Origin of the sequence: Methylocella sp. (assembly GCF_044226135.1) — a bacterium.
In the GTDB taxonomy this organism is placed as follows: domain Bacteria; phylum Pseudomonadota; class Alphaproteobacteria; order Rhizobiales; family Beijerinckiaceae; genus Methylocapsa.
Map to the genome: position 1 here is coordinate 40,937 of NZ_JBGAHM010000008.1, position 16,645 is coordinate 57,581.

The following is a 16,645-nucleotide window of genomic DNA, read 5'->3' on the forward strand; positions in this document are numbered from 1 at the left end:
GCGCGCCGCCACGCTCTATCGCCCTGTTTCTTTACGCGAACGCCTGCGCCCTTCGCTGAAGCCGCCTTAAAGCTTCAGGGAGACCGCGAGCATGAAACGGTCGCCGCCCTGCGGACGGGCCTCGAAAAAGCCGCCGCTTCCCCCCCCCCGCCGGCCCCATTCAAGCGACAGCGAGCCCGCGGCGAAGCCGCCCTTCTGCACGCCCGCGACGCGCAGCCCGAGCCCATAGGCGGCGGCGCGCCGGACCGCGCTCTCAAGCTCGGTCGGCCGGGCGAAGGCGGTCGCGCCGACCGCGCCGAACAGATAGGGCGACAGCGTGACGACGACGCCGTCCGCGGCCGGAAGATTCCAGGGCGAGGCGATCTCCGCGCGCAGCGCGACGCCGGAGTCGCCCTGGACCGTTCCGGCGTCGAAGGACGAAAGCCCGGTCGGCGTCGCGAGGCCGATCTGCTCGCTCTGCGGCAGCGCCTGCCCGAACGAGGTCTGGGCGCGGACGAAGCCCGCGACCGACAGATGCTCGACGACAGGCTGCGCATAGGAGGCGAACGCGTCGATCTTTGAAAAGCTCGCGTCGGCGAACTGCCGGGTCAGCGGAACGGGCGCGTCGGCGGGCTGCGTCCCGCGCGCGCCGAGCCCGTCGAGCCCGAAGGAGGCTGTCGCGCGCGCGGCGAGCACGCCGCCCCAGGGCGCCTCCCAATTGCCGTCGCCCGTCAGCCGCATGACGCGCAGGCGGTCGCGCGCGAGCGGAATCGAGCCCGCGGCGACGACGAGGTTCTGGCGCTCCTCGACGGCGTCGAAGGAGATCTCCCCGTTGAGGTTGAGCGCGCGGGCGCGGACGAAGGGATAGCGCAGCCGCGCCGAAGCGCGCGTGAAGCTTGAGGCGCGGGAGACGCCTTCGGTCGGGATGGCGTTGGCGCGCGCCTGCGTCGCCTCGAGGTTGAAGCTCGCCCCGTCGGCCCCGAGCGGCAGGACGAGGCCCGCCGCCAGCGCCCTGTTGCGCGGAGTTTCATTCAGAAAGCCGTATTGGCCCGCGTTCGGATCGCCGGTCGCGCGCAGATAGACGAGCTCGCCGAGGCCGAAGACGCCATTGAGGTCGAGGCCCGTCCCCAGGCTCCAGCGCCCGAGCGAGGCCGAAAGCGAATTGTCGACCGAGACGAGCCCGCCCATGGGCTCATAATTCGCCTCGACGACGAGGACCGTCGCGCCCTGCCCCGTCCCGGGGGCGAGCGTCGAGCGCAGCAGAACCCCGGGCGCGTCGCCGGCGAGGAGAACGCGGCGCTCGATCTCGGCGAGCGTCAGGCCGCGCCGGCCGGCCAGCGGCGCGAGAACGGCTTCGACCCGCGCCCGCGCGCGCTCCGGCACGCCCTGCGCGTCGACGCGCTCGATGAAGCCGTCGACCACGACGAGCTTCAGCCGGCCGCCGTCGACGAGGGTCTGCGGCGGCAGGACCACGCGGACGAGGACGAAGCCCGCCTTCGCATAGGCCGCTTCGAGCGCGCTCGAAGCGGCGAAAATCTCCGCGCCCGAAACGCGCCGGCCGACCAGCCGCGCCGCGACGGCGCGCCCGGCCTCGTCCATGCCGGCGAAGGCGTCTTCGACGTCGACGCCCGAGAGCGTGACGAAAAGGCGGTCGGCGCCTTCGGGCGCGGGCGCGGCTTCGACGGGCGCGAGCGCCGCGCCGGCCGCGGGACGCTCTTCGGGCGGCCGGAACGACTGTGGCGTGATCTGGCTCGCGGTCTGGGCGAAGGCTCCGGTGGCGGCAAGAGCCGCTATGGCGAGAACCATCGCGCCCATAAGCGCGCGGCGGCGCGGGGCGGGCGCCAGAGCGCCGTCGAGCCTCGCCGCGTCGCCTGCCCGATATCTCACTTCGGCGCCCCTGCGGCGGCCGTCTCGTGGACGCCCGCCCTTCGGACGCATCCTGGGGCCCGCGGGCGAAAATGCCAAGCCCCCGCGTCAGGCGCCGGGCTCGGCGCCTTTCATGTCGTTTGGATGCGGCATGGAGATGATGTTGTAGCCGGCGTCGACATAATGGATCTCGCCGGTCACGCCGCTCGAAAGGTCCGACAGGAGATAAAGCGCCGCGCCGCCGACGTCGTCGATGTCGACCGTGCGGCGCAGCGGGGCGTGCGTCTTCTGGAAATTGAACATGAAGCGCGCGTCCGTGATGCCCGCTCCCGCGAGCGTGCGCACCGGCCCGGCCGAAACCGCGTTGACCCTGATCCCGGCGGGTCCGAAATCGGCCGCGAGATAGCGCACGCTCGCCTCGAGCGCGGCCTTGGCGACGCCCATGACATTGTAGTTCGGCATGACCCGGGTCGAGCCGCCGAAGGTCAGGGTCAGCATCGACCCGCCGTTCTGGGCCATCAGCGGGGCGGCGCGGGCCGCCGCCTCCGTGAAGGAGAAGGCCGAGATGGTCATGGTGCGCTGGAAATTGGCGCGGCTCGTGTCGGCGTAGCGGCCCTTGAGTTCGGCCTTGTCCGAGAAGGCGACGCAATGGACCAGAAAATCGAGCGAGCCCCAGAGATCGCGCACGGCCGCGAAGACCGCGTCGAGCGAGGCGAGGTCCTCGACGTCGCAGGGCAGGACGAGATGCGAGCCAAGCTCGGCGGCGAGCGGCTTCACCCGCTTGCCGAGCGAGTCGCCCTGATAGGTGAAGGCGAGCTCGGCCCCCTGCGCGTGCAGCGCGCGCGCCGCGCCCCAGGCGATCGAATGATCGTTGGCGACGCCCATGACGAGGCCGCGCTTGCCGGCCATGAGCGGCGCGCGGAAGCGCTCCGGCGCGCCGCCGCCGGCGTCAGGCGTCGACATGCTTGAAGACGAGCGAGGCGTTGGTGCCGCCGAAGCCGAAGGAGTTCGAAAGCACGGCGCGCAGGGCGACATTGTCGCGGCGCTCGCGCACGATGTCGATGTCGGCGAAGGCCGGGTCGAGCTCGTCGATATTGGCGCTGGCGCAGATGAAGCCGCTCTGCATCATGAGCAGCGAATAGATCGCCTCCTGCACGCCGGTCGCGCCGAGCGAATGGCCGGTCAGCGATTTCGTGGCCGAGACCGGCGGCGCCTTCTCGCCCGAGCCGAACACGGTCCGCAGCGCCTCGATCTCCTTGAGGTCGCCGACGCCGGTCGAGGTGGCGTGCGGGTTGACGTAGTCGATCGGCGCCCTGACGCCTTCGAGCGCCAGCCTCATGCAGCGCGCCGCGCCCTCGCCCGAGGGGGCGACCATGTCATAGCCGTCGGAGGTCGCGCCATAGCCGGCGATCTCGGCGTAGATCTTGGCGCCGCGCGCCTTCGCCCGCTCATATTCCTCGAGCACGACGACGCCCGCGCCGCCGGCGATGACGAAGCCGTCGCGGTTCCTGTCGAAGGCGCGCGAGGCGGCCTTCGGCCGGTCGTTGTAATTCGACGACATGGCGCCCATGGCGTCGAAGAACACCGAAAGCGTCCAGTCGAGCTCCTCGGAGCCGCCGGCGAACATGACGTCCTGCTTGCCCCACTGGATCATTTCATAGGCGTTGCCGATGCAATGATTGGAGGTCGCGCAGGCGGACGAGATCGAATAGTTGACGCCCCTGATCTTGAACCAGGTGGCGAGCGTCGCGGAGGCGGTCGAGCCCATCGCCTTCGGCACGGCGAAGGGGCCGATCTTCTTCGGCCCCTTGGCGCGGGCGATGTCGGCGCCTTCGACGATGGTGCGCAGCGAGGCGCCGCCCGATCCCATGATGATGCCGGCGCGCTCGTTCGAGACCTCGTCAGGCGCAAGGCCGGAATCGGCGATCGCCTGCTCCATGGCGACATGGTTCCACTGACCGCCCTGGGCGAGGAAGCGCAGCGCGCGCCGGTCGATCATCGCCTCGGGCTCAAGCGTCGGCATGCCATGGACCTGGCTGCGGAAGCCGAGCTCCGCATATTTTTCGGCCCGCACGATCCCCGAGCGGCCCTCGCGCAGCGAGGCCAGGACTTCCTGCGAATTATTGCCGATGGACGAAACGACGCCCATTCCGGTGACGACGACGCGTCTCATGCTCTCCTCGCTCCCGCCTGGCCCCCGCTTGCGGCGTCAAGGCCGCCTCGCTCGGCGCGGGCCGTTCTCCTGGTGAAATTTCGCCTCGCCGCCGCCAGAGCGCCGGCGTCGGCCTCTCCGGCGCCGCCGGACGCGCCGAAATCGTCTGGATTCGCGCCTCGGACGGCTTTACGCCGCGGCGGCCGCGCCAAACAGGCCGACGCGCAGATCCTTCGCCTCATATATGCGGGTTCCGTCGGCCTCAAGGAAACCGTCGGCGACGCCGAGCACGAGCTTCGTCCTGAACACGCGCTTCAGGTCGACGCCATAGACGACGCGCCTGACCGACGGCAGCACCTGGTCGGCGAACTTCACCTCGCCGACGCCGAGCGCGCGGCCCTTGCCGCGAAGGTCGAGCCAGCCGAGATAGAAGCCGAGCAGCTGCCACAGCGCGTCGAGCCCGAGGCATCCGGGCATCACCGGGTCGCCCTTGAAATGGCAGCCGAAGAACCAGAGGTCGGGCTTGATTTCGAGCTCGGCGCGGATCATCCCCTTGCCGTTCGCCCCGCCTTCCTCCGACAGCGCGCTGACGCGGTCGAACATCAGCATCGGCGGCAGCGGCAGCTGCGGATTGCCGGGGCCGAACAGCTCCCCGCGCGCGCAGGCGATCAGGTCTTCATATTCGAAGCTGCTGCGCCGCTCTTTGCCTGTGCTCACTCTCGCCAACCTCTTTCCGCCGCGGCCCCCTAAAGGGCCTTGCGCCCCTTTATCGACCCTCGCGCGCTCGCGTTCGACTCGTCGCGCGCCCGCGGCGCCCGGCGCGGGCGGCCGCAAAGTCGCGGCGTTCTAGCACAGGCCTCGTCCAGCCGAAAGCGCCCCGCGTCCGCGCAAGGCCGCGCCTCCCTTACTAAAAAGCAATCTTCAAAACGCCCCGAATCGGCGCCCGACCCCTTAATTTCAATCGGCGAAGGATCCATATCCGACGTTCAAGGCGGCGTGAGCCGTCCGAAGTCCAAAGCGGGGAAGAGGAGACCATGAGGATCCGCCAAAAGACGTTCATCTGGCTCGTCGCGCTGGCTCTCGCCGGCGGCGCCTCGGCCGACGCCTTCGCGCGGGCCGGCAAGGGCGGCTCCTTCGGCAGCCGCGGCGCGCGCACCTTCGACGCGCCCGCCGCGACCGCGACCGCGCCGCGCGGCGGCTCGGCCTTCGAGCGCTCGGCGACGCCGAATCAGGGCCAGTACACCCCGAACTTCGGCAATCAGGCGACGCAGCGGCGCGGCGGCATGTTTTCGGGCATCGGCGGCGGGCTGCTCGGCGGCCTTCTCGGCGCCGGCCTCGTCGGCATGCTGTTCGGCCACGGCTTCGGCGGCGGCCTTGGCGGAATCATGTCGTTCCTCGGCCTGCTGCTCCAGCTCGCGCTGCTGTTCTTCATCGTCCGCTTCGCGCTGAACTATTTCCGCAACCGCCGCCCGGCCATGCAGGGCGCGGCCGGCGGCCCGGCGCCCTCGCCCTTCGGCTTCAACCGGCAGGGCGACGGCGCTCCGGGGAGCGCGCCGGGAGGCGGCGCCTTCGGCGGCCTGTTCGGCGGCGGGCCGGGCGCGGGCCCCATGGCGGGTCCCATGGCGGGCCCGATGAACGGCCAGCGCCCCGGCGCGCCCGTTCCGCAGCAGAAGCTCGACGTGACGGGCGCCGACTTCAGCGCCTTCGAGCGCCGCCTGCAGGACATCCAGAAAGCCTATTCCGACGAGGACCAGGCCCGCCTGCGCGCCCTCGCCACGCCCGAGATGGCCTCGAATTTCGCCAATGAGCTCAACGACAACGCCGCCCGGGGCGTGGTCAACCGGCTCTCCAGCGTCGAATTCCTGCAGGGCGACCTGTCGGAGGCCTGGCGCGAGCCCGGCGCCGACTACGCCACCGTCGCCATGCGCTTCTCGCTGGTCGACGCGACCTATGACCGCGCCACCGGCCGGCTCGTCGGCGGCGATCCGGCCAGTCCGCAGACCGCGACCGAGCTGTGGACCTTCACGCGCCGGCCGGGCGCCGGCCCCGACGCCTGGGTTCTTTCCGGCGTGCAGCAGGCCTGAGTTCAGACGGCCCGCGGCCGGGTCAAAATGCAGCGATCGCCCGAATCCGCTTGCGGTTCGGGCGATCGGCCGTTAAGAACAAAAAAAGAACACAGGTGATGGGATAGTGGGGAAAAGCCGTCCGGCGTCCTGCGCGGACGCTTGCGGTTCTCTATAGTCGCGACCCCGGACCGCGACGGGCGCGGAACATTTTGGGAGCGTCACATGGCGGGCAGCGTCAACAAGGTCATTCTCATCGGCAATCTCGGCCGCGATCCCGAGACGCGCCGGATGAATTCGGGCGACGCTGTCGTCAGCTTCAGCCTGGCCACGACCGAAAGCTGGCGCGACAAGGCCTCGGGCGAGCGCAAGGACCGCACCGAATGGCATAACATCGTGATCTTCAACGAGAATCTCGGCAAGATCGCGGAGCAGTACTGCCGCAAGGGCTCCAAGGTCTATCTCGAAGGCCAGCTCCAGACGCGTGAATTCACCGACAAGGACGGCAACCAGCGCAAGGTCACCGAAGTCGTGCTGCAGCGCTTCCGCGGCGAGCTCACCCTGCTCGACAGCCGCGGCCGCGGCGACTCCGAGGAGCGCGGCGGCTATGAGGAGCCGGGCTTCGGCCGCTCCTCGCCGATGGAGCGCCCCGAGCGCGCCTATGAGCGGGCCGAGCGCGGCGAGAGCCGCCGTCCGGCGGGCGCGGGCGCGGGCCGCGCGGCCGACATCATCGACGACGACATCCCCTTCTAGGCGGCGGCGGCGGGCGACGCTTCGGCCGGTCCGCCGCGTCGCGGGATAATCCCCTGTTTTAAGACGCTTTCCGGCGCGGCGGCGGCGGGCGGCGGCGCTGGCCTTTCGCGGCGCGCCCGCCTATAGTCGGCGCGAAGCCTTCGAGCCGCGCCAAGCCGTCGCGGCGTTTTCCTGGATCAGCTCAGTTTTGGCCGACAACGACGCAAGAGAGCCGGGCGCCCCCGGCTCCGACATCCGCCCCGTCTCCATTTCGGACGAGATGCGCCGCAGCTATCTCGATTACGCCATGAGCGTGATCGTCAGCCGCGCGCTGCCCGACGTGCGCGACGGCCTGAAGCCCGTGCACCGGCGCATCCTGTTCTCGATGAACGAGAACAACCACACGCCGGACCGGCCTTACGTCAAGTCCGCCCGCATCGTCGGCGACGTGATGGGCAAATACCATCCCCATGGCGACGGCGCGATCTATGACGCGCTCGTGCGCATGGCGCAGAATTTCTCGATGCGCCTGCCGCTGATCGACGGCCAGGGCAATTTCGGCTCGGTCGACGGCGACCCGCCGGCGGCCATGCGCTACACCGAATCGCGCCTCGCCCGCCCGGCCATGGCGCTCCTCGAGGACATCGACTTCGACACGGTCGACTTCCAGCCGAACTATGACGGCAAGGAGTCCGAGCCCGTCGTCCTGCCGGCGCGCTTTCCCAACCTGCTCGTCAACGGCGCGGGCGGCATCGCCGTCGGCATGGCGACCAACATCCCGCCGCATAATCTTGGCGAGGTGATCGACGCCGTCGTCGCCCTCATCGACGACCCGACCCTGTCGATCGAAGAGCTGATGGCCTATGTGCCCGGCCCCGACTTCCCGACCGGCGGGGCGATGCTCGGCCGCGCCGGCGCGCAGTCGGCCTATCTCACCGGGCGCGGCTCGGTCCTGACGCGCGCCAAGGTCGAGGTCGAGACCATCCGCAAGGAGCGCGAGGCGCTCATCGTCACCGAGATCCCCTATCAGATCAACAAGGCGAGCCTTGTCGAGAAGATCGCCGAGCTGGTGCGCGAGAAGAAGGTCGAGGGCATAGCCGACCTTCGCGACGAATCCGACCGCGACGGCATGCGCATCGTCATCGAGCTGAAGCGCGACGCCGTGGCCGAGGTGGTGCTGAACCAGCTCTGGCGCTTCACCGCGCTGCAGTCGAGCTTCGCCTGCAACATGATCGCGCTCAACGGCGGCCGGCCGGAGACGCTGACGCTCAAGGACTTCCTCTCCGCCTTCGCCGATTTCCGCGAGGAGGTCGTCACCCGCCGCACCAAGCACCTGCTCGGCAAGGCGCGCGACGCCGCCCATCTGCAGGTCGGCCTCGCCATCGCGGTCGCCAACATCGACGAGGTGATCCGCCTCATCCGCCAGTCGCCCGACGCGGCCGCGGCGCGCGAGGCGCTGATGGCGCGCGAATGGCCGGCGCATGACATGGCGCCGCTCGTGCTGCTCATCGCCGATCCGCGCCATGTGCTGAACGAGAACGGCCATATCCGCCTCTCGGAGGCGCAGGCCCGCGCCATTCTCGAATTGCGCCTGCAGCGCCTGACCGCGCTCGGCCGCGAGGAGATCGCCGAGGCGCTGAACAAGCTCGCCGCCGAGATCGCCGACTATCTCGACATTCTCGGCTCGCGCGAACGGCTGTTCTCGATCGTCAAGGAGGAGCTGCTCGCGGTCAGGTCCGCCTACGCGACGCCGCGCCGCACGATCATCCTCGACAGCGCCGCCGGCGTCGAGGACGAGGACCTGATCCAGCGCGAGGACATGGTCGTCACCGTCTCGCATCTCGGCTATGTCAAGCGCGTGCCGCTCGCCACCTATCGCGCCCAGAAGCGCGGCGGCAAGGGCCGCTCCGGCATGCAGACCCGCGACGAGGATTTCGTCGCGAGGCTGTTCGTCGCCTCGACCCATGCGCCCGTGCTGTTCTTCTCGTCGCGCGGGCAGGTCTACAAGGAAAAGGTGTGGCGGCTGCCGCTCGCCGCGCCCCAGGCGCGCGGCAAGGCGCTCGTCAACATCCTGCCGCTCGAACAGGGCGAGCGCATCACCACCATCATGCCCCTGCCCGAGGATGAAGCCGGCTGGGCCGCGCTCGACGTGATGTTCGCGACGACGGGCGGCGGCGTCAGGCGCAACAAGCTCTCCGACTTCGCCCAGGTCAATCGCGCCGGCAAGATCGCCATGCGCCTCGACGACGGCGAGGAGATCGTCGACGTGCAGATCTGCGGAGAAGGCGACGACGTGCTGCTCACCGCCGCCAGGGGCCAGTGCATCCGCTTCCCCGTGCCGGAGGTGCGCGTGTTCAAGGGCCGCGACTCGATGGGCGTGCGCGGCATTTCGCTCGGAGCCGGCGACCGCGTCATCTCGCTCGCCATCCTGCGCCACGCCGAGGCCGACGCCGGCGAGCGCGCCGCCTATCTCAAGATGCGTCGCGCCGTCGCGGGCGAGGCGTCAGCCGAGGCGGAAGACGCCGAGGCCGGCGCCGAAGACACGGCCGAGGACGCCGCCGCGGGCGCGCTGAGCCCGGAGCGCTACGCCGAAATGTCGGCCGGCGAGCAGGTCATCCTGACGCTCTCGCGCAACGGCTACGGCAAGCGCACCTCGTCCTATGAGTACCGCATCACCGGGCGCGGCGGCAAAGGCGTCGTGGCCATGGCGGTCAACGCCCGCAACGGCGAGCTCGTCGCCTCCATGCCGGTCGAGCATGGCGACGAGATCATGCTGGTGACGAACGGCGGCCAGCTCATCCGCTGCCCGGTCGAGGGCATCCGCGTGGCCGGACGCGGCGCGCAGGGCGTGATCGTGTTCAACACCGGCCCCGACGAGCGCGTCGTGTCGGTCGAGCGCATCACCGAAGAAGACGCGGCGCGCGCCGAGGCCGAGGACGACGCGCCGCCGCAAATCGGCGACGAACCCTCCGGCGACGAACCCTCCGACAGGCCCTGATGCCGCCCGACTCCCCGCAGGGAAAGGCGCGCCTCGCGGCCGTCGCCCGCCGGCGCGCGTTCGCGTCCCTGACGGACCGCGACGCGCTGCGCGACCCGCTGCTGTCGGTGCTGACGGTGCTGCTCGCCATTTTGATCTTTGGCGTCGTGCCCCTGCACGCGGCGCAGATCCTCGCCGCCGAAGGCTATACGGTGGTGCTCGCGCTCATTCTGGCGAGCTGCGCCCTCGTCCAGTCGCGCCGCGTGGGCGTCGTCGTCATCATCACGGCCGGCGTCCTGCTGTCGACCATGGCGATCGTCCTGCGCAGCCACTCGCCGTCCGACCTCGACCTCTACCTCGACGGCGCGGCGACGAGCATCATCTCCGGCGCGCTGATCATGCTGGTGACGGCGGCCTCCTTCGCGCCCGGCCCCATCACCATCCATCGCGTCAACGGCGCGATCCTGCTCTATCTGACCCTTGGCATCGGCTTCGCCGGCGCCTTCACGATCATCTGCGTCGCCTCGCCCGGCGCGATCCGCGATTTCGACGTCGGGAACCAGCGCACGGTCGCGAGCACGGCGCTCTATTTCAGCTTCTCGACGCTGACCTCCGTCGGCTACGGCGACCTGACGCCGGTCCATCCGCTCGCGCGCTCGTTCGCGACGCTTGAGGCGATCATCGGCCAGCTCTTTCCGGCGACGCTGCTCGCGAGCCTCGTGACCATGCACATCGAAAGCCGGCGCCGCCGGTGAGGCTCGCCCGGCCAGTCAGCGACGCGGCGTCAGTTGCGCCGCGCGACGCGGATCTGATAGCCGCCGTCCTCGGCGCGGGTGAAGATTTCGTCGACCTGGGGATGGCGCACCGGATCGCCCGACGTGTCGAGCAGAAGGTTCTGCTCCGAGACATAGGCGACATATTCGGTCTCGGCGTTTTCGGCGAAGAGGTGATAGAAGGGCTGGTCCTTGCGGGGCCTCACCTCTTCGGGAATTGACTGCCACCATTCCTCGGTGTTGGAGAAAACCGGATCGACGTCGTAGATGACTCCCCGGAACGGATATTTCCGGTGCTTGACGACCTGCCCTATGCCGAACTTTGCAATCAGCGGTTTCATCGGATCACGTCTGCGGCGGAAATGCCCAGGGGAAGGGCGCGAAGCGGACCATCCGGACCTTAAGCAGGTACAGGCGCGTGGCTTTCATGTCAATCGCGCGACGCGGCAAGACGCCGCGGCCGGCCCTCTCCCGGCCCCTCCAGATGCTTGACGCCGAAGGGTTTTTCTGGCTCCCGAAGGTGTCCGGCCGCCCGGCCGGCGCCCTTCCGGCGCGAATGGGGACGTCGCAGTCTTGAGCAAGATTTCGCCAGAACTTCTTTCCACCGCCGAAATGGCCGAGGCCGACCGGCTGACCATCGCCGCGGGCGCGCCCGGCGCGCGGCTGATGGAGAACGCCGGCGCGGCCGTCGCCGCCGAGGCCGGCCGCCTCGCCCCGCGCAAGAGCCGCGTCGCCGTGCTGTGCGGCCCCGGCAATAATGGCGGCGACGGCTTCGTCGCGGCGCGTCTCCTGAAGGCGCGCGGCTTTTTTGTGACGCTCGGCCTCCTTGGCGCGCGCGACGCCCTGCGCGGCGACGCCGCCGGCGCCGCAGCAGGCTTCGACGGGGAGGCGCTCGCGCTCGACGCCGTCGATTATGAAGACGCCGACCTCGTCATCGACGCGCTGTTCGGGGCGGGGCTCGCGCGTGATCTCGACGGCGCCGCGCGCACGGCCGTCGAGCGCCTCAACGACTGGTCGGCGCGGCGCGGGCGCCCCGTGCTCGCCGTCGACACGCCGTCGGGCGTCGACGGCTCGACCGGCGAGATTCGCGGCGTCGCCGTGCGCGCGGCCCGCACCGTCACCTTCTTCCGCCGCAAGCCCGGCCATCTCCTGCTGCCCGGGCGCGCCTGCTGCGGCGAAACCTTCGTCGCCGACATCGGCATCCAGGCGGAGACGCTCGAGACCATCGCGCCAAAGACCTTCGCCAACGCGCCGCAGCTCTGGGGCCGGCTTTTGCCCTTCCCCACGATCGAGGGGCACAAATATTCGCGCGGCCATGCGCTCGTGCTGTCGGGCGGGCTCGCCCACACCGGCGCGGCGCGGCTCGCCGCGCGCGGCGCGCTGCGCGCCGGCGCCGGGCTCGTCACCGTCGCGACCCCGCGCGACGCCCTGCCCGCGCATGCCGCGGCCCTCACCGCGATCATGACGGCGGTCTGCGACGGGCCGCAGGAGCTCGCCGAAATCCTCGCCGACCGGCGCAAGAACGCGGTCGTCGTCGGGCCGGGGCTCGGCGTCGGCGAGGCGACGCGCGCCCTCGTCAAGACCGCCCTCGCCGGCCCGCGCGCGGTCGTGCTCGACGCCGACGCGCTGACGAGCTTTGCCGGCGACGCCGCCTCGCTCGCGGCCGCGATCCGGGCCGGCGGCGCCGACGTCGCGCTGACGCCGCATGACGGGGAATTCGCCCGCCTGTTCAAGGACGCCGCCGCCCGGAAGGAGCGCTGGCTCGCCGCCGGCGCCGACGCCGCGACGCTCGACGCGCGGCTCGCGGCGCTCGAAGGGCCAAAACTCATGCGCGCCCGCGCCGCCGCGGCGCTGACGGGCGCGATCGTGCTGTGCAAGGGCGCGGACAGCGTCGTCGCCGCGCCCGACGGGCGCGCCGGGATCGACGAGATCGCGCCGCCCTGGCTTGCGACCGCCGGCGCCGGCGACGTGCTCGCGGGCATGGTCGCGGCGCTGCGCGCGCAGGCCATGCCGGCGTTCGAGGCGACGCTCGCCGCCGTCTGGCTGCATGGCGCGGCGGCGCGCCAGTTCGGGCCGGGGCTCATCTCGGAGGACCTGCCCGAAACCCTGCCGACGGTCCTGCGCGCGCTTCATGAAAGCTTCGGGCGCAAGGAATGACCGCGGAATGAAGCGGGCCGGCGCGCGCGCGCCCAACGAGATCGACTTTTGGCGCGGCTTCGCGCTGCTCACGATCTTCGTCAACCATGTGCCGGGCATCGCGCTCGAACGCCTGACCTACCGCAACCTGTCCCTTTCGGATTCGGCCGAGCTGTTCGTGTTTCTCGCCGGCGTCGCGCTGCGCAAGCTGGTCGGCGGGCAGATCAGCGCCCTGCCCGCGCCGGCGCTGGCGTTTCGCCTGCTCGGGCGCGCCTTCACCGTCTATGTCGCGCAGATCTTCATCACCGAGGTCGCGATCGCCATGCTGGCCGCCGCCTCGCTCGTCTATGACGCGCCCTTCATGCTCGACTGGCACAACGCTTCGGCGGTGTTCCACCAGCCGGTCGAGGCGCATGTCGGGCTCATGCTGCTCACCTATCAGCTCGGCTATTTCAACATCCTGCCGCTCTATGTGGCGCTGATGGCGGCCGCGCCGGCGATCGCCCTGCTGCACCGGCGCGGCCCGACGCTGCTCCTCGCCCTGTCCTTCGCGCTCTACGCCTTCGCGCTCGTCTTTGGCGTCAACCTGCCGACCTGGCCGATCGAGGGGAGCTGGTTCTTCAACCCGCTGAGCTGGCAGTTCATCTTCTGCCTCGGCTTCGCGCTGGCGGGCGCCGACGGGCTCGGCGGCTTCGCGCGCCGCCATGCGCGGGCGCTGCGTCTCGCGGCGCTGCCGGTCGCGCTCGCAGGGGCGGCGGCGGCGCTTGCGCATTATTCGCCAAATCCGCGCTTCACGCCCGAGCCCAAGCTCGTCTTCATGTTCGACAAGACGTTCCTGTCGCCGGCGCGGCTCGTCCATGCGCTGGCGCTCTGCGCGCTGTTCGTCGGCGCCTGGCGCTTCGTCGCGCCTGTCGCGCCGCGCGTCTCGGGCTTCTTCTCGCTGCTCGGCCGCAACTCGCTCAACGTGTTCTGCGCCGCCTCGCTGCTCAGCCTCGGCGGCCAGATCCTCCGTTTTGTCTATGGGGGCCATCTTGCAACGGACGCGCTGATCGCTATCGTCGGCGCGACCATCATGGGATCTGTCGCATGGGCTTCGGAATGGCGCGCCAGACTGCCGTCCTCGCCTGCGCCCTTGCGCTCGGGCTGACCGCGCCCGCGCCCACGCGCGCCGCCGCGGCGCAGGCGCAGCAGCCTGAGCTGGCCGCGCCGCAGACCCCGCTCGCGCCGCAGACCGGGCTCGCGCCGCCGCAGCCCGCGCCGCCGGCGCTGAGCCCGGCCTGCGAGGTGCCGTCCGCCGACCTTGCGGCGCCGACGGCGCTGCCCAATTTCGCCGCCGCGCTGCAAAAGCGCCAGCGCGTCACCATCCTCGCCATCGGCTCGTCCTCGACGTCGGGCACCGGCGCGTCGAGCGCCGCGCGCAGCTACCCCTCCCAGCTCGAACCCATCCTCGAGACCGCGCTGAAGGGCGAGGACGTGGTGATCGTCAACCGCGGCCTGCCGGGCGAAGTCGCCGACAGCGCCGCCGACCGCATCCGCAGCGAGGTCGCGCTGGCGCGGCCCGACCTCGTGCTCTGGCAGCTCGGCACCAACGACGCGCTCGCGCGGGTCTCGGCGCGCGACTTCGAGGCGACCGTGCGCGAGACCGTGCGCTGGCTGAAGGACGCGGGGATCGACGTCGTGCTGATCGGCCTGCAATATTCGCCGCGCCTCGCGCGCGACCCGGCCTATGGCGAAATCAGGGAGGCGCTGCGCCGGATCGCGCTCGAAGAGAACGTGCTCTACGTCAGCCGCTATGACGCCATGCGCTTCATCGCGCAGCGCCGGGAGGGCCAGCCGATGATGGCGACCGACGGCTTCCACCTCAACGACCTCGGCTATCACTGCATGGCCGAGCATGTCGCCCATGCGCTGATCGTCAGCCTGTTCAGGAAAAAGACGCGGCCGGCCGAAAACTAGCCCACGCTTGTCCTTGCGGACGATTGCGCGCAAACTTCGCGCTTCCGTCCCCGCCGGCGAAGGCCTGCGGACGCCCGACAGAAAGGCTGAGCGGACATGATCTCGCCCTTCACCCATCCCGGAACGAAGATCGTCTGCGTCGACGTGTCTTCGAATTTTCAGCACGTCAGCACCCACGCCTCAAGCGGGCGGCTCGACGGGCTGACCAAGGACGAGGTCTACACCGTTCTCGAGATCAGGCCCGACGGCAACATCAAGTCGGGCTATGAGGTGCTGGTGCGCGAGATCGCCCGGCCCTCCGGCGCGGGCTTCGCGCTCGAACGCTTCCGCCTGCTCGACCTGCCGGAGGCGATCACGCGCCTGCTCGAAGCCGCGCCGCTCGACGCCGAGCCCGCCTGAGCGATTCAGGCGCCGAGCGCGTCGCGTTCGGCGCAGGCGTCGGACTGCGCGCCAGGCAGGTCGAAGCTGAAGGTCGTCCCCGCCTCGGGCGCGCTCTCGACCTTGAGCGCGCCGCCGAGCCGCTCGACGAGGTCGCGGCACAACAAAAGCCCCATGCCGCTGCCGCGCTCGCCCGCCGTGCCGGGCGAGGTGACGCGGCGGTCGAGCCGGAACAGGTCGGCGACGCGCTCCGGCGCCATGCCGACGCCGGTGTCGGCGACGAACATCTCGACCCGCTCGCCGCGCCGGCGCGCGCCGACGCGCACCAGGCCGCCGGGCCGGGTGAACTTGACGGCGTTGCTGACGAGATTGCGCAGCACCGTCGCCAGCATGTCGGCCTGGGCGCAGGCGCGGACGGCGCAGGGCTCGACCTCGATCGCGACGCCCTTCTCGGCATGGCCGGAGGCGACGGCGGCGACGGCCTCGCGCGCCACCTCGCCGACGTCGATGACGTCGAAGGCGATCGAGGTCTGGTCCATCTGCAGGCTCGCCCAGGCGAACAGGCTCTCCATCAGGCCGACCGCCTGCTCGGCCGCGGTCCTGACGCCGCGCGCGCGCCGCTCGATCGCCGCATGCTCCTTCGATTCGACCGCCTGCGTCAGCATGTGCGACAGGCCGAGGATGGCCTGGAACGGATTGCGCAGATCATGCGCGATGATCGAGAACAGCACCGATTTCTGGCGGTTCAGCACGTCGAGCGCGGCCGATTTCTCCTCCGCCTCGCGGCGCGCGCTTTCGATCTCGGCGAGCGAAGCGCGCCGCGCGCGGGCGTAGCGGATGGCGCGCGCGAGGCCCTGCGGCTGGATCTCGTTCTTGGCGAGATAGTCGAGCGCGCCGGCGCGCATCAGGCGCAGCGCGATCTCCTGGTCGGCCTCGCCCGTCAGCATCATCACGCCCTGCGCGCCGCCCGTGGGGGCGATCAGCTCGGCGAGCAGATCGAAGGCGTCGACGTCGGGCAGCCTGTAGTCGAGCAGCACGCAGTCGAAATCCTGCGCCTGCGCGGCCCTGAGGCCGGCCGCGCCGTCGGCCGCCTCGACGAGCTCATGGGCGAGGCCCGATCTCGCCAGCATCCGCCGCACCGCGGCGCGGTCGACCTGGTCGTCGTCGATGAGGAGGATGCGCGTCGGCGTCGTCGGCATGGCGCTTTATTCGGGAAATTCGATGACGCGCCAGTAATGCTCCAGCAGCGAGACCGCCTGCATGAAGGTGTTGGCCGGATCCTGCTTGACGATGTAGCCCGCGACGTTGTGGCCATAGGCGCGCGCCTTGTCCTCCTCGGCCTTGGAGGTCGTGACCATGAAGACGATGGCGCTCTTGAGCTCCTCGTCGGCGCGCAGCGCCTCCAGAAATTCGAGCCCGTTCATGCGCGGCATGTTGAGGTCGAGCAGGATGAGATGGGGCTTGGCGAGCTTCTCCCGGCCGTTCTCGCCGCGCAGGATCTCGAGCCCCTCGACGCCGTCGCGCGCGACGGTGATCGGGTTGGCGATCTTGCTCCTGGCGAAGGCGCGCTTGAGGCCCTGGACGTCGACCTCGTCGTCGTCGATCAGCAGCAGATTGACGGTCGGCCCCATGC

General features: G+C 70.5%; 15 protein-coding genes. 8 read left to right on the forward strand and 7 right to left on the reverse strand.

The window, feature by feature from the left end:
- Positions 1-66: 66 nt before the first annotated feature.
- The 4 genes from ACILRB_RS05780 to fabA all read right to left on the reverse strand — a co-directional run bounded on the left by ACILRB_RS05780 (position 67) and on the right by fabA (position 4,714).
- Entirely contained in the window at positions 67-1,866 is a 1,800-nt protein-coding gene (locus ACILRB_RS05780; RefSeq protein WP_395665342.1) for a ShlB/FhaC/HecB family hemolysin secretion/activation protein, read from the reverse strand.
- An 87-nt stretch (positions 1,867-1,953) separates the two neighbouring features.
- Complete coding sequence (gene fabI / locus ACILRB_RS05785) at positions 1,954-2,808, reverse strand: enoyl-ACP reductase FabI (RefSeq protein WP_395665343.1); 855 nt, start codon at positions 2,806-2,808, stop codon at positions 1,954-1,956.
- A complete protein-coding gene (fabB, locus tag ACILRB_RS05790) occupies positions 2,795-4,018 on the reverse strand; it encodes a beta-ketoacyl-ACP synthase I (RefSeq protein ID WP_395665344.1) in 1,224 nt (407 codons plus the stop codon). The genes fabI and fabB overlap by 14 nt, the downstream gene beginning before the upstream one ends.
- A 168-nt stretch (positions 4,019-4,186) precedes the next feature.
- Positions 4,187-4,714: a bifunctional 3-hydroxydecanoyl-ACP dehydratase/trans-2-decenoyl-ACP isomerase gene (gene fabA / locus ACILRB_RS05795; RefSeq protein ID WP_395665345.1), complete on the reverse strand. Its 528-nt coding sequence runs from the start codon at positions 4,712-4,714 to the stop codon at positions 4,187-4,189.
- 317 nt (positions 4,715-5,031) lie between these two features.
- Here fabA and ACILRB_RS05800 point away from each other — a divergent pair, with 317 nt between their 5' ends.
- The 4 genes from ACILRB_RS05800 to ACILRB_RS05815 all read left to right on the forward strand — a co-directional run bounded on the left by ACILRB_RS05800 (position 5,032) and on the right by ACILRB_RS05815 (position 10,524).
- Positions 5,032-6,081 carry a Tim44 domain-containing protein gene (locus tag ACILRB_RS05800; protein ID WP_395665346.1) on the forward strand — a complete coding sequence of 350 codons (1,050 nt, stop codon included), beginning with the start codon at positions 5,032-5,034 and terminating at the stop codon, positions 6,079-6,081.
- A 204-nt stretch (positions 6,082-6,285) separates the two neighbouring features.
- Positions 6,286-6,813 (forward strand): single-stranded DNA-binding protein, encoded by a 528-nt coding sequence (ssb, locus tag ACILRB_RS05805; RefSeq protein WP_395665347.1) that lies wholly within the window; start codon positions 6,286-6,288, stop codon positions 6,811-6,813.
- Between the two features lie 187 nt (positions 6,814-7,000).
- A complete protein-coding gene (gene gyrA / locus ACILRB_RS05810) occupies positions 7,001-9,790 on the forward strand; it encodes a DNA gyrase subunit A (protein WP_395665348.1) in 2,790 nt (929 codons plus the stop codon).
- A complete protein-coding gene (locus tag ACILRB_RS05815; RefSeq protein ID WP_395665349.1) occupies positions 9,790-10,524 on the forward strand; it encodes a potassium channel family protein in 735 nt (244 codons plus the stop codon). Before gyrA ends, ACILRB_RS05815 begins: the two co-directional genes overlap by 1 nt.
- A gap of 29 nt (positions 10,525-10,553) precedes the next feature.
- On the opposite strand, the gene hspQ is transcribed toward ACILRB_RS05815, so the two are convergent.
- Positions 10,554-10,883 (reverse strand): heat shock protein HspQ, encoded by a 330-nt coding sequence (gene hspQ / locus ACILRB_RS05820; RefSeq protein ID WP_395665350.1) that lies wholly within the window; start codon positions 10,881-10,883, stop codon positions 10,554-10,556.
- Positions 10,884-11,154: 271 nt separating this feature from the next.
- Between hspQ and ACILRB_RS05825 the strand changes: the two genes are divergently transcribed.
- The 4 genes from ACILRB_RS05825 to ACILRB_RS05840 all read left to right on the forward strand — a co-directional run bounded on the left by ACILRB_RS05825 (position 11,155) and on the right by ACILRB_RS05840 (position 15,033).
- Entirely contained in the window at positions 11,155-12,699 is a 1,545-nt protein-coding gene (locus ACILRB_RS05825; RefSeq protein WP_395665414.1) for an NAD(P)H-hydrate dehydratase, read from the forward strand.
- A 7-nt stretch (positions 12,700-12,706) separates the two neighbouring features.
- The gene (locus ACILRB_RS05830; RefSeq protein WP_395665351.1) at positions 12,707-13,825 is read left to right on the forward strand and encodes an OpgC family protein; all 1,119 of its coding nucleotides are present in this window, start codon (positions 12,707-12,709) and stop codon (positions 13,823-13,825) included.
- The gene (locus ACILRB_RS05835) at positions 13,777-14,634 is read left to right on the forward strand and encodes an SGNH/GDSL hydrolase family protein (protein WP_395665352.1); all 858 of its coding nucleotides are present in this window, start codon (positions 13,777-13,779) and stop codon (positions 14,632-14,634) included. Before ACILRB_RS05830 ends, ACILRB_RS05835 begins: the two co-directional genes overlap by 49 nt.
- A gap of 96 nt (positions 14,635-14,730) precedes the next feature.
- The gene (locus ACILRB_RS05840) at positions 14,731-15,033 is read left to right on the forward strand and encodes a hypothetical protein (protein ID WP_395665353.1); all 303 of its coding nucleotides are present in this window, start codon (positions 14,731-14,733) and stop codon (positions 15,031-15,033) included.
- 5 nt (positions 15,034-15,038) lie between these two features.
- On the opposite strand, the gene ACILRB_RS05845 is transcribed toward ACILRB_RS05840, so the two are convergent.
- Both ACILRB_RS05845 and ACILRB_RS05850 read right to left on the reverse strand, forming a co-directional pair.
- Entirely contained in the window at positions 15,039-16,211 is a 1,173-nt protein-coding gene (locus ACILRB_RS05845) for an ATP-binding protein (RefSeq protein WP_395665354.1), read from the reverse strand.
- 6 nt (positions 16,212-16,217) lie between these two features.
- Positions 16,218-16,643: a response regulator gene (locus tag ACILRB_RS05850; protein WP_395665355.1), complete on the reverse strand. Its 426-nt coding sequence runs from the start codon at positions 16,641-16,643 to the stop codon at positions 16,218-16,220.
- Positions 16,644-16,645: the final 2 nt, after the last annotated feature.

What these genes read in the sequence shown, in the direction of transcription:
- fabI (WP_395665343.1), bottom strand. Translation starts at nt 2,808, where the DNA reads ATGTCGACGCCTGACGCCGGCGGCGGCGCGCCGGAGCGCTTCCGCGCG.
- ACILRB_RS05845 (WP_395665354.1), bottom strand. Translation starts at nt 16,211, where the DNA reads ATGCCGACGACGCCGACGCGCATCCTCCTCATCGACGACGACCAGGTC.
- ACILRB_RS05830 (WP_395665351.1), top strand. Translation starts at nt 12,707, where the DNA reads ATGAAGCGGGCCGGCGCGCGCGCGCCCAACGAGATCGACTTTTGGCGC.
- ACILRB_RS05825 (WP_395665414.1), top strand. Translation starts at nt 11,155, where the DNA reads ATGGCCGAGGCCGACCGGCTGACCATCGCCGCGGGCGCGCCCGGCGCG.
- ACILRB_RS05815 (WP_395665349.1), top strand. Translation starts at nt 9,790, where the DNA reads ATGCCGCCCGACTCCCCGCAGGGAAAGGCGCGCCTCGCGGCCGTCGCC.
- ssb (WP_395665347.1), top strand. Translation starts at nt 6,286, where the DNA reads ATGGCGGGCAGCGTCAACAAGGTCATTCTCATCGGCAATCTCGGCCGC.
- hspQ (WP_395665350.1), bottom strand. Translation starts at nt 10,883, where the DNA reads ATGAAACCGCTGATTGCAAAGTTCGGCATAGGGCAGGTCGTCAAGCAC.
- ACILRB_RS05835 (WP_395665352.1), top strand. Translation starts at nt 13,777, where the DNA reads ATGGCGCGCCAGACTGCCGTCCTCGCCTGCGCCCTTGCGCTCGGGCTG.
- fabB (WP_395665344.1), bottom strand. Translation starts at nt 4,018, where the DNA reads ATGAGACGCGTCGTCGTCACCGGAATGGGCGTCGTTTCGTCCATCGGC.
- ACILRB_RS05850 (WP_395665355.1), bottom strand. Translation starts at nt 16,643, where the DNA reads ATGGGGCCGACCGTCAATCTGCTGCTGATCGACGACGACGAGGTCGAC.
- ACILRB_RS05800 (WP_395665346.1), top strand. Translation starts at nt 5,032, where the DNA reads ATGAGGATCCGCCAAAAGACGTTCATCTGGCTCGTCGCGCTGGCTCTC.
- ACILRB_RS05840 (WP_395665353.1), top strand. Translation starts at nt 14,731, where the DNA reads ATGATCTCGCCCTTCACCCATCCCGGAACGAAGATCGTCTGCGTCGAC.